The organism is Ochrobactrum sp. S1502_03 (assembly GCF_044435015.1).
Taxonomy (GTDB): Bacteria; Pseudomonadota; Alphaproteobacteria; order Rhizobiales; family Rhizobiaceae; genus Brucella; species Brucella chromiisoli.
Window position 1 is genome coordinate 21118 of the sequence record NZ_JAYEXN010000033.1, and the last position, 12109, is coordinate 33226.

The following is a 12109-nucleotide window of genomic DNA, read 5'->3' on the forward strand; positions in this document are numbered from 1 at the left end:
ATGTCTGAAGTGGGTTTTGTTGGGCTAGGCAATATGGGGCGCCCAATGGCAGAGCGTATTATTGGTGCAGGCTATAAGCTTGTGGTCAATGATCGTGCAGAGGCTGCGGTTGCGGCTCTGACCGACGCCGGTGCAGATGCTGCCAATAGTCTTGAAGCGCTTTGTGCCCGCGTTGAAACTGTCTTTTTGTCCCTTCCAACACCTGAAGTTGTTCTGGCTGTCGGACGTTCCATTGCAGAAAATCCTGGGCGCGTGAAACGCGTTGTCGATCTTTCTACGACTGGGCCGAAGGCCGAAATGGATTTGGCCGAAATCCTGTCTGAAACTGGAATCGCCTTGGTAGACTGCCCTGTTTCTGGTGGTGTTGCAGGTGCGAAGAAGGGAACGCTTGCCTTGATGGCTGCTGGTCCATCTGCACATTTCGGCGTTGTTGAGCCGATGCTTTTGACGCTTGGTAAAGTGATCCGTGTCGCCGAAGAGCCCGGCAAGGCGCAGGTGATGAAACTCATCAACAATATTTGCTCTGCGGCAGCCCTTGCGATCACTTCTGAGGCGATGGTGATGGGGGCAAAAGCCGGACTTGATGCTGATGTTATGATCGAAGTGCTCAATGCCGGTTCGGGTCGTACATCGGCAAGTGTCGATAAAATTCCGCGTTTTGTGCTGCCACGCAGTTTTGATTTTGGCTTCGCAATCGCGCTTTCGCTTAAAGATATTCGCCTTTGCCTTGAGGAAGCCGAACGTCTTGGTGTGCCTATGCTGGTAGGTAATGCCGTGCGCATGCTGTTTTCCATTACCAAAGCTGATCTAGGGCCGGATGCAGATATGACTGCGATTATTCGTCCGCTGGAGCAGTGGGCGGATACGCAGGTGCGCGGCAAAGCGGCTGGCATCTGATATGGCGGATTTGAGCGCTACAATAGCCGAGTTTGTTCATTCGCCACCGGCAATGCCTGATGCCGTGCGCGCCGCCGGTCGGCGCTCGCTGCTTAATATGGTGGGCACGGCGATAGGCGGTTCAAATGAGGTTGCAGTCCAGAAGCTGGTGGCAATGCTGCCAGCTTTTTCCGGGCTTGCAACGGCAAGCCTTATCGGACGTTCAGAACGCGCTGATATGCTTTGGGCGGCTTATATTAATGCAGCATCAGCCAATATTTTTGATTTCGACGATACCCATGTTCCGACAGTTATTCACCCGTCTGCCCCTGTTGCACCCGCTGTCCTCGCATTAGCCGAGACGCTGGCCTTGGAGGGAAAGCCGGTATCAGGGCATGCGCTTATTGAAGCTTTCGTTCTTGGAGCGGAAGTCACTTGTCGGCTGGGGAATGCTTTGCACCCCGTTCACTATGCGCGTGGCTGGCATATCACATCGACGTGCGGTGTATTTGGCGCAGCACTTGCTGCTGGTCGTATCCTGGAGCTTTCTCCTGCGGAGCTTGTCGATGCTTTAGGACATGCACTCGCACAGGGGGCAGGTTCTGTCGAAACACTTGGTACGATGTCAAAAAGCCTCTCGGTGGGGCAGGCCGCGCGTGCTGGTTTGATGTCTGCGTTGCTGGCCGCCAACGGCTATACTGGGCCCGCATCACCGCTTGAGGGACCGCGAGGCTTTCTCGCACTGCACGCAGATGCCCCGGACTTTTCAGCTCTTACAGATGGGTTGGGAAGCCGCTGGGAGATTCTAAAAAACTCTTTCAAGCCTTATCCATGTGGTGTTGTTCTTAATCCGGTTATTGAGGCGTGCCTTACACTTCATGCGAAAGGAGATTTTCACGCCGACGATATTGCTTCGATAGTTTTAACCGGTCATCCCCTGCTGCGGCAGCGCACAGATCGCCCGAATGTCACCACGGGAAGGCTTTCGCAGGTGAGCGCGCAGCATGCTGTTGCGGTGAGTTTGCTGTGGGGCAGGGCCGATCTTGAGGCCTTTTCCGATCACGCGGTGCAGCATCCGAAGTTGAAGGATTTGGCGTCAAAGCTTTCATTTTTGGATGATCCTTCTTTTACATTCGAAGCTGCTGAAGTTTGTCTTCTGTTGCAGGACGGACGCAAAATTCAGCACAGGATTGATGCCGCCAAAGGTGGGTTGGATTATCCGATGACGGATGCCGATCTTGCAGCAAAACTTCGAGCGCAGATTAGCTGGCGCGGTATCGATCTGGATGCCGATATGCTGATCGCTTCGCTTGAAACGGTCGAAGATGCTGTTGATGGCGCGGCTTTTCTTGCAAACACACGAAAATCACAAACATCAATGGGAGAGTGATATGAGCTTAGGGAAAATTGCTGATCCAATCTTCACGCTGACAACAGGCCCTGTGGATGCCTATCCGGCAGTGCTGCGTGCGCTGTCTCGGCCTGTTCTTTATGATTATGATCCGGCGTTTCTGGCATTTTACGAATCGGTGAATGTAAAGGTGCAACGCGCCTTTCATACGAATACGCCGCCGGTCATCCTTCAGGGCGAGCCGGTGCTTGGACTGGAAGCGGCTGCTGCCTCACTGATTACCCGGAACGATGTCGTGCTTAATCTCGTTTCGGGTGTTTATGGCAAAGGCTTTGGCTATTGGGCGGCACGTTATGCAAAGGAAGTCGTTGAACTGACTGTACCCTATAATGAAGTGCTGACAGCAGATGCTGTGGCGGATTTTTTAAAGAAGCGGCCAGATGTTGCCGTGGTTTCGATTTGTCATCACGATACTCCCTCTGGCACGGTCAATCCGGTTGCGGAAATTGGTGCTGTTGTAAGAGCTGCAGGCAAACTGTTCATCGTGGATTCCGTTTCGGCTTTTGGCGGAATGGATGTTTTGCCAGAGACATCATTTGCCGATATTTTTGTAACTGGCCCAAATAAATGTCTGGGTTGTCCGCCCGGATTGACACTGCTGCATGTGAGCGATGCGGCATGGGAGAAAATGGCAGCCAATCCTGAGGTGCCCCGTGCTTCAATTCTTTCGATTATTGATTGGAAAGACGCATATAAGGCAGAGCGCTCATTTCCCTTTACGCCTTCGGTTTCCGAGATCAATGCGCTTGGTGCGGCGCTTGATATTTATTTGGATGAAGGCGAGGAAAATGTGTGGGCACGTCATGCACTCACAGCAAAGGCTTGTCGGGCGGGGGTGCAGGCGGCAGGGCTGAAACTCTGGGCCGCTCGTGAAGAGATAGCATCTGCAACCTGCACAGCCGTGGCGATTCCTGAAGGCATTGACGAAGCGAAGCTGCGCGCTTCGATCCGTGATGTTTATGGGGTGGTGTTCTCATCCGGTCGTGGTGAAACACTCGGAAAACTGACCCGGATCGGCCATATGGGACCAACTGCTCGACCGACTTATTCTCTTATATCCGTTGCGGCAATTGCTGGAGGTCTCAAGGCCGCGGGTGTCGAGGGGATTAATGTGGGCGCGGGCGTTGCGGCTGCGATGGCGGTTATAGAAGCAGCACAAAATTGAAGCTTTGCACGCCAAACAGGCATTGTCGGAAATCTAATGCTTTCAAAACAAGCAATTAGCGTATAGTAATACGGTAATATCGCTCCCCATGTACCAAAAGGGGTATAAACTTATGACTATATCCATGAACGGAAAAACTCCGCCTATTGATTTTAAAGTCGTCAAGGCTGCTGCACCAGTTCGTCATAGTGTGACGGAAAGCATTCGCAATTCGATTGCAGTGGGGTATTTTACGGCAGGTCAGCGCATTACCGAACGCGATCTGTGTGAGATGACAGGTGTTAGCCGTACAGCTGTGCGCGAGGCACTTCGTCAGCTTGAAAGCGAAGGCCTTGTTGAGGTCGTACCGCATCGCGGGCCGATTGTGGCACGCTTGAAGCCAGAGCAGGCTGAAGGTATCTATCAGGTTCGTGTTGAACTTGAAGGACTTGCCTGTGAGCTGTTTGCTCGCAATGCAACCGATGAGGATATAGAAGCGCTCAAAGCTGCTTTTGAAGTGCTCAAGCAAGGTGACAAAATCACCGATCCACTAGAACGCTTGCAAGCCAAGAACGCTTTTTATGATTGCCTGATTTTTGGCGCGCATAATGAAGCGCTTGGTCATACGCTGTCATCGTTGAACGCACGTGTTATGGTTTTGCGGGCGACATCGCTGGGCGCGCCGGGACGGACGCGCGAAAGTCTGGCTGAACTTGAAGAGGTGGTTGGCCATCTTGCGGCCAGACGTGGCAAGGAAGCGCGCAAGGCGGCGGCTTATCACGTTATGAACGCGGGTAAGGTTGCAATTGCTATTCTGCGGGAACGCATTGCAGAAGAGGCTGATGCCTGAAATACGATGCCGGGGCTGTGCCCCGGCATTTTCATTTTGCGCTCTATATCCCCGGTGTTGCGCCGCCATCGACATTGATGACTGTTCCATGCACATAAGCAGCCGCTGGGCTGCACAGGAAGCGCACCACGCTTGCCACTTCATCTGCCTCGCCATAACGCTGGATGCCCTGTGCCTCGCGGATTTCTTCGCGTGCTGCTTCAATGGAAATATCGCGTTCTTTGGACAATACTTCGATCCGCTGGCTTAAACGATCAGTCACGATGTGGCCGGGACAAAGCGTGTTGATGCGCATGCCTGTTCCCTGCGCACGTTTGGAAATTGCCTTTGTAAAGTTGATAAGCGCCGAATTGACCGATCCGCCGATGGTAAAATCCGGTTCAGGTGTATGTGCACCAACCCCTGATATGTTTATGATACTGCCCTTGCTCTGAGACAGCGCATCCCATGCGGCACGACAAAACCGAACGGTTGAATGGAATTTGAGAGCAAATCCCTCATGGAAATCTTCATCTGTCAGCGATAAGAAATCGCCACGCTTGGTTGCGCCCGCATTGTTGATCAGAGCATCAATTCGTCCTGTTGCTGCGAGCGTTTCGGTGACGACTTTTTCAGCTACGCCTGCCTGCGAAAGATCAGCAGCAATGATAACAATCTGCGGCGAGCCAGCTGCGCGGACAAGCTCCGCGGTCTCTTCCAATGCTGCGTGATCACGAGCGCAAAGGCTCAGTGCGAATCCGTCTTTTGCCAGGCCTATTGCAAAAGCTCTACCCAATCCACGGCTTGCTCCAGTCACAATTGCAGTGCGCATTTTTTACTCTCTCGTGAGTGCTCCTGATGCCATTTCAGATTTTTCTTTTTAAATACAGATAGATGAAAGAAAAACCGTAAAATCACCCTCAGTTGATTTTTCATTATTGTATTACGGTATGATCATGCTATCGTATTCTCGCACTGTCAATCGGGGTTGCAGCTTTTGAGCTACTGAGATCATCTGATCAGTCTGCCTCAAAAGCCTCCCTTCGGGAACTGAGGCGTCAGATGCACGGCTGTGGTGAATTAAAAGTCAGCTTGAATGCGGTCTGCTACAAGGCCGTGCACCGGGTCGTCGCTGTATCCGCTGCGCAGCGCAAATGGACTGGTTTTGGGATAATGCCCGAATGTCGCTCAATCGGAATTTCTGCCCGTGTTGCCCAGTCGTTCCCTTTATGGCCACACCAGATGCGTTGCACCGCCATTTCGTTGCCGACTGTATTGAGCTGGAAAACGTTCCCGTTTTTTACATCGACGCCAAAACTGAATGACCGGCTGGCGCCTGGGGCGACTTCACCAAGGTCGGCTGAAAACCAATGTGCGATGGAAGCAGAGCAGACCAATGCGGATTTGCCACTGTTTTCAACCGTAATGTCAAGCGATTGGCTGTTGGCTGTGGCAGATGCCGCGTTTAATCCAAGAATTGCTGTAGCAAGAAAGGTGAGGTGAGTTTTCATTTTGAAAAAGTTCTCCCGGTTATACTTCAAAAATCATCCGGGATTGAAGAAATAGTCAACAAAAATCTATAAGTGGGAACAATAAAATGAGAAAAATAATAGCAGGAACAGTCAGCAGTGCTGCACTGGCTCTCGCCTTGAGTGGCTGGATGGCTGGCAGCGCTTTGGCCGAGGAAATTACATCCATCGCTATCCTGGCCCCGGAGATGGGAACCGATATGGGTTGGAATCAGCAAGGTGTTGATGCTGCGAAGGCAGCAGGGGAGGCCGCTGGTGTGAAGGTGATTGTTGCCGAAAACCTGGGTTATGGTGATGTTCGTCCGACACTGCGCGAACTTGCTGAAGACGGCGCTGGTCTGCTGATCGCGCACGCATCCGGTTATAATACAGCCGCACCGGAAATCGGTGCTGAAATGAATATTCCAGTCGCTATTGTTGATAGTCCGGACAAGCTCGCTGAAGGCAAGATTGCCGATTATACCGCAGCGGGCAGTGACGGCGCGTATCTTGCGGGCCGTCTGGCCGCCAAGATGAGCAGAACCAAAGTTGTTGGTATTGTTGTCTCTGGTGAACCACCATCGTGGAACAATATGTCCGTGGCATTTGCGCAGGGCGTTAAGGCCGAAAATCCAGCCGTTGAAGTTCGCTATGCCGTGATTGGACCGGCTGCCTATGCTGATGCTGCCGGTGGTAAGCGCGTGGCTGAAACCGTTATCGCTTCGGGCGCTGATATTATCTTTGGACAAGGTAATGGTTCGAGTTTCGGTATGTTGCAGGCTGTTGAAACGACGCCAGCCACCGATGGCGGAAAAGCTTACTTTATCGATGTGATCGGCGATAAAACGTCGATTGACAAAGGCAATCTTCTTTCTTCGGTTATATGGGATCTGACGCCGGTTTATACCGCGATGATCAAGGACGTTAAGGACGGGAAATACGGTAGCCACAACTACAATATCAAGCTCAGCGATGGTAGTCTTCGGCTTCTGAAGACTAAAAACATACCGGATGATGTCTGGAAAGAAATGGAAGCTCTTCAGGCTGACGTTGTTTCGGGTGCTATCAAGGTAGAGCCGAAGTTTGACGCAGACAGTGTTCATGCACTGGTAAAAACTGTCGCCTCCAAGTGAGCCAGCCTGCTCTTAAAATCGTCTTGCTAGCGTTTGTCATACTGCCATTAAACTGGGTTGTTTGATGACGTCAGCAGTTCACGAAAGCCGTGTTGGATCGCGTTTTTAGTCGATCCAGCACGATGTGATGGGACGGATTTGCATGAAGGATAGTGAGATGCAGGCGTCAGCAGAAAATGTAGCCTTTCCACCGAATTCGACTGCGAAGCCATTTGTGGGGCTGCGTGGTATAACCAAGCGCTTTCCCGGAGTGATCGCCAATAATAATGTGAGCACAGATATATGGCCGGGCGAAGTTCATGTTTTGCTTGGTGAAAACGGTGCTGGAAAATCGACTCTGGTCGGTATGTTGTCGGGGCTTCAGCAGCCGGATGATGGTGTGATCGAAATTGACGGCTCAGCAGTTCACATAACATCGCCCCGCCACGCTCTTACACTGGGGATAGGAACTGTGTTTCAGCACTCCATGCTGGTACCAAGTCTGACTGTCGTTGATAACTTTACCCTTGGTGGTAAATGGTGGCGGAAACCTGATCGCAGCGGCTTTGCAAAGCGTATCAATGAAACAGCAAGCCGTATCGGTCTGCGTGTTGATCCTTTTGCACTGGTTTCCAGCCTTTCGCTTGGCGAGCGCCAGCAGGTTGAGATTTTGCGCGCTTTAATGCGCGGCAGTCGCTGTCTCATCCTGGACGAGGCAACTGCCATGCTAACGCCCAACGAAGCCGTTTCTCTCGGGCAGTTGATGCGGCGATTGGTTGCCGAAGGGCTGGCGGTGATATTCATTACGCATAAGCTCAATGAAGCGCTTGCCTATGGCGACAGGATTTCGGTCTTGCGCCTTGGTAAAAATGCCGGTTCCATTACGCCTGAGGAACTCAATGCCAATAGTGATCGGCAGAATACGGCCAATATCATCCGTCTGATGTTTGGCCAGTCTGCAACCGATGATAGCGCCATCAACGATCGTGCTGTCCGAGAATTGGGTTCTGTGGTGTTGGAGGTTTCAAAGCTGAATTCAAACGCGGGCCGTATTCCGGTTCGCGACGTTTCAATCGTGCTCAGATCGAAGGAGATCCTGGGTATTGCCGGCATCGATGGCAATGGTCAGAAAGAATTGGCGGAAGCTTTGGCCGGACAAATAGCTTCTTCAGGAAGCGTAATGCTGCATGGTGCAGAAATCGGCGCGCTTACAGTGGGAGAACGCCGTGCAGCCGGTTTGCGTTATGTGACGGATGACCGGCTGGGTGAGGGGACCGTTGGGGCATTCGCTGTCGCAACCAACTTTCTGCTCAAGGATATTGGCGCCTCTCCTTTTTGGAAAAAGGGTGTTGAAAAGCCGCAATCCATTCGGTCACAGGCTCAGGAGCACGTGCGTAACTTTGATATTCGCACACCGGATGTTCTTACGCCTGTTGGAACATTGTCGGGTGGCAATATTCAAAAAGTCCTGCTGGCACGCGAACTGACCGGATCTGCCGATGCGGTTATCTTTGCAAAGCCGACCTATGGGCTTGATGTGAAAAATATACGTGCCACACGCCAGCGCATCCGCGATGCAGCAGATGCTGGCAAAGCAGTTTTGCTTATCTCGACAGACCTCGACGAGCTTCTTGAGCTTGCTGATCGCGTTGCCGTTATTGATCAGGGCAGGCTTGTTGGCACGGTTCAGAATGGTGTGGGCGCGCGCGACGCAATCGGTCGCCTGATGAGTACCGGAGAAGAAGAATGAGCGATCAACAGGCTGGCACGGTTGGAATGGTAAGCCCAACTCTACGTTCGCCCTTCGCAGGCTTGGGGAAAATACTGGCTGTCAGCATTGGCCCGCTGATTGCCGCACTGGTTCTTGGCGGGCTTATCCTTCTTGCCATGGGCGTCAATCCGTTAAGTTATTACGCCTATGTTGTCGAGCGAGCCATATTGTCTCCCTCAGGCCTGTCGGCGACGCTTACCCGTATGGGACCATTTCTCCTGATTGCTGCGAGTCTGATAGTCGCTTTTCGTGCTGGCATCTGGAATTTGGGTGGTGACGGGCAGTTTTTGCTCGCGGCCGTTATTGTTGCAGCAACAACGCCTTTGATGCATGCGGCGGGGCTTCCGATCTGGCTTAATCTGGCTGTGGGTCTGATTATAGGTCTGGTGATTGGTGCTCTTTGGGGGCTTTTGCCTGCCATGCTCAAGGCTTGGCATGGTATCAATGAAATCATCACAACCTTGATGATGAGCTTTCTGGGTGTTTCGCTTGCCAATGTTCTGGTCAAACTGGCATTTCTTGACCCGGCAACCACAACGCCACAAACCCGCACATTGCCGGTTGATGCACGACTGCCTAAGCTGTTTGACACGACCATATCGACAGGATTGATCATTGGCCTGGTTGTCATCATTGCGATGCATCTGATGATGACGCGCACTTCTTTTGGTATGAAGTTGCGTCTGGTGGGTGCCAATCCGCGCGCGGCTGTTCATGCCGGCCTCTCTGTGCCTAAACTGACCATTGCGGTTTTCGCCATCTCTGCTGGTCTTGCCGGCCTTTCGGGTGCTGTCGATATTTTGGGAACGCAGGGGAATGTGCGTGCAGACTGGAACCCGGCTTATAGTCTCACTGTCGTGCCGCTGGTTTTCCTCGCTCGCCTGAATGGTTTCGGCTCAATCGCTTATGTCTTTCTGTTTTCAGCACTGACAATTGGCGGTGAGAGTGCCGCTCGTCGTTTGGGCGTGCCCAGTTTCTTCTCGCTGGTTATCGTTGCTCTTTTGCTGATTACGCTGGCACTTGCTGAATATATCGACAAACGCCGTCAGTACCGTGCGAAGATCTAAGGAAAGAATATGTCACTTTTTACTGAAAGTTTCATCATCACTTTGTTTCTTGGGGCGATCGCTGCGGGAACGCCACTGTTGCTGGCCGGACTTGGGGAACAGCTTTCCGAGAAGGCAGGCGTGCTTAATATTGGTCTTGAAGGCATGATACTTGCGGGTGCTTATGCAGGGTTTCTTGTTGCTTGGAGCACAGGCAATATGGGGCTGGGGTTTATCGGCGGCGCTGCAGCTGGTGCCTTTGTTGCTGCATTCATGGCTTTGCTTTGTGTGCGCTTAGGCCTCAATCAGATTGTTATAGGCATTGCGCTAACCCTTGCAGTGCAAGGGCTGACTGCTCTTCTGCATTTTGTGCAGTTTTCGCGTAGTTATCCTCGTCTGGACGGTGCTGCCAAATGGCCGATATGGCCACTTTCTGAAATTCCGGTGCTGGGCCCTATCCTGTTTAACCATAACCCGATTGTGTATCTGGCTGTTGCGCTGGTCGCTGTTTTTGCCTGGATTTATAGAATGACTCATTGGGGTACGGCGTTGCAGGCGGCTGGTGACAAGCCTGCGGCATTGGATGCAACAGGCGTAGATGTGGTACGGACCCGCAGCACCGCCGTATTGATAACGGGAGCGCTTGCCGGTCTTGGCGGTGCTTTTATGTCGGTAGCAGTTGCAGGTGTATTCATTCCGTTTATGAGCCACGGCAATGGCTTCATTGCGATCGTTTTAGCAATGCTGGCACGAGGCAGGCCATTGTGGGTGTTGGGCGGGGCGCTTCTCTTTGGTGCGAGCCTTTCTCTGACGACAGCTTTGCAGGTCGCAGGCGTCAATGTGCCGACCGATATTATTCAGATGCTGCCATTCGTTATGGTGATGTTGGTGCTGTTAATTGCAGGGCGAAAGGCCAGTCTTCCGCAGGCATTGGGCGAAAGCTTCGTGCGCGGGGCACGCTAGGCATTGGGGCTGAAATATGGGTACTGAAAGCGCCGTTGTTTCTAAGTCTGTCATAAAGCCAATTGAGATTGTGCGGAGTGGCAATCTGACAGGCAGTTGTCTGGCGCGAGGTGTGATTGCTTTGGGAAATTTTGATGGCTTTCATTTAGGCCATCAACTCCTCATCCGAAAGGCAAGGCAAATTGCAGGGCAAACATGCCCGGTGGCAATCATGTCGGTGGAACCGCATCCGCGCCAGTTCTTCAATCCTGATATGGCCATAGGAAGACTGGCGCTTCCCGAGCAGAAGCACCAAAGAGCTGAAATGTTGGGTGTTGATTATATTTTCGAGCCAACATTTGATAAAGAGTTTGCTTCACTGACGCCCGAGGCTTTCGTTTACGACGTGCTTCATAAAAAGCTTGATGTTTCTCATGTGATTGTGGGCGAGAATTTCCGCTTCGGCGCGGGCAGGAGGGGAGATTGTGCCGCGCTAAAGGAATTGGCGGCAAAGTATAACATGAGTGTCGATGTTATTCTGTTGCAGTCAGAATTTTCGTCTACGCGGGTTCGCGCAGCATTAGGTGCGGGCGATCTCAGTTCCGCGCAACGATGCTTGGGGAGGGCTTGGGAAGCCAATGTGATTTCACGCAATGGAAGTCTTTATTTGGCGGAGGGGCTCATTCGTCCCCGTGGTGGATGGTATATTTTGAAGAACACGCTTTTAGATTCTGAATTTGTCGCCCAAATAACGAGTGACGGAAGAATTATTTCTCAAGCGTTATGTTCAGAGCAGGTTAGATTTATCACGCGCCTTTTCGATTAGGCGGTATATGTGAGGCCACGTCGGCGTCACAAGCCCAATCAGCAAGAACTTTGCCTGCAGGTAAACCGATGACGAGTTCACAGGCGAGCACCATATCCTTTTCCTTTTCATAGACCCTAATTCTCAAAATTTTAGGTATCCAGCAAATCAGAGGCGGTTCAGAGTAACCAATTTAGCGGCTGTTACTTGATGTCCGGCTTTAATTACAAATAGATGCTGCACTTATGGCTGTGCTCGCGCCAATCATATACGAAGCTGATCAAAATAGTTGTTTCATTGCCTTCAATGTCGAGCGAAATTTTATTTAAAAAATATAAACTGTTTTATCATGTGAGAATAAGATTAATTACAGTGTGAGTTTTTGGCGATGACATACGCCTTGTGGTGGAGATATTGCAGAGGTTCGAAGCAGGGCAGAAGAAGGAGAATTGAGGGGTGCAAGGTGAACGCATTGCCACACCTTGAGAAATATCAAAGCACTTTCAATGTCTTATAATGAAATTGAGAAAAGGTTGGAGGCCTCACCCGGAATCGAACCGGGGTGCAAGTGTCATTAAGCATGGAATAAGGACCCCATTTGAGGGGTTATCGGCATCCAAACGGGACCCCTTATTTAAAGGGTAACATGACCTTCGATTTCAATC

At 51.6% G+C, this 12109-nt stretch carries 11 protein-coding genes; 9 read left to right on the top strand and 2 right to left on the bottom strand.

Annotation, left to right across the window (positions count from 1 at the left end; translation table 11 throughout):
* The 4 genes from VBH83_RS16085 (at position 1) to VBH83_RS16100 (ending at position 4281) form a co-directional block, all read left to right on the top strand.
* On the top strand, positions 1-897 hold the full coding sequence (locus tag VBH83_RS16085) for an NAD(P)-dependent oxidoreductase (RefSeq protein ID WP_265986661.1): 897 nt from the start codon (positions 1-3) through the stop codon (positions 895-897).
* A gap of 1 nt (position 898) precedes the next feature.
* Complete coding sequence (locus tag VBH83_RS16090; protein ID WP_265986660.1) at positions 899-2266, top strand: MmgE/PrpD family protein; 1368 nt, start codon at positions 899-901, stop codon at positions 2264-2266.
* 1 nt (position 2267) lies between these two features.
* Positions 2268-3452, top strand: a complete 1185-nt coding sequence (ppaT, locus tag VBH83_RS16095) for a pyridoxamine--pyruvate transaminase (RefSeq protein ID WP_396998594.1) — start codon at positions 2268-2270, stop codon at positions 3450-3452.
* A 124-nt stretch (positions 3453-3576) separates the two neighbouring features.
* Positions 3577-4281 carry a GntR family transcriptional regulator gene (locus tag VBH83_RS16100; RefSeq protein ID WP_265986658.1) on the top strand — a complete coding sequence of 235 codons (705 nt, stop codon included), beginning with the start codon at positions 3577-3579 and terminating at the stop codon, positions 4279-4281.
* Positions 4282-4324: 43 nt separating this feature from the next.
* Here the strand turns inward: VBH83_RS16100 and VBH83_RS16105 are convergent, their stop codons facing one another.
* Positions 4325-5092, bottom strand: coding sequence for an SDR family oxidoreductase (locus VBH83_RS16105; RefSeq protein WP_265986657.1), 768 nt, complete (start codon positions 5090-5092; stop codon positions 4325-4327).
* A gap of 274 nt (positions 5093-5366) precedes the next feature.
* Complete coding sequence (locus tag VBH83_RS16110) at positions 5367-5771, bottom strand: hypothetical protein (protein ID WP_265986655.1); 405 nt, start codon at positions 5769-5771, stop codon at positions 5367-5369.
* 86 nt (positions 5772-5857) lie between these two features.
* On the opposite strand from VBH83_RS16110, the gene VBH83_RS16115 reads away from it, so the two are divergent.
* The 5 genes from VBH83_RS16115 to VBH83_RS16135 all read left to right on the top strand — a co-directional run bounded on the left by VBH83_RS16115 (position 5858) and on the right by VBH83_RS16135 (position 11465).
* Entirely contained in the window at positions 5858-6901 is a 1044-nt protein-coding gene (locus tag VBH83_RS16115) for a BMP family protein (RefSeq protein WP_265986653.1), read from the top strand.
* A 142-nt stretch (positions 6902-7043) separates the two neighbouring features.
* Positions 7044-8630: an ABC transporter ATP-binding protein gene (locus tag VBH83_RS16120; RefSeq protein WP_396998597.1), complete on the top strand. Its 1587-nt coding sequence runs from the start codon at positions 7044-7046 to the stop codon at positions 8628-8630.
* Positions 8627-9718: an ABC transporter permease gene (locus VBH83_RS16125; protein WP_265986649.1), complete on the top strand. Its 1092-nt coding sequence runs from the start codon at positions 8627-8629 to the stop codon at positions 9716-9718. The genes VBH83_RS16120 and VBH83_RS16125 overlap by 4 nt, the downstream gene beginning before the upstream one ends.
* Positions 9719-9727: 9 nt before the next feature.
* Positions 9728-10660 (top strand): ABC transporter permease, encoded by a 933-nt coding sequence (locus VBH83_RS16130; protein ID WP_265986647.1) that lies wholly within the window; start codon positions 9728-9730, stop codon positions 10658-10660.
* 16 nt (positions 10661-10676) lie between these two features.
* Positions 10677-11465: an adenylyltransferase/cytidyltransferase family protein gene (locus tag VBH83_RS16135; protein WP_265986646.1), complete on the top strand. Its 789-nt coding sequence runs from the start codon at positions 10677-10679 to the stop codon at positions 11463-11465.
* The last annotated feature ends 644 nt before the right edge of the window (positions 11466-12109 follow it).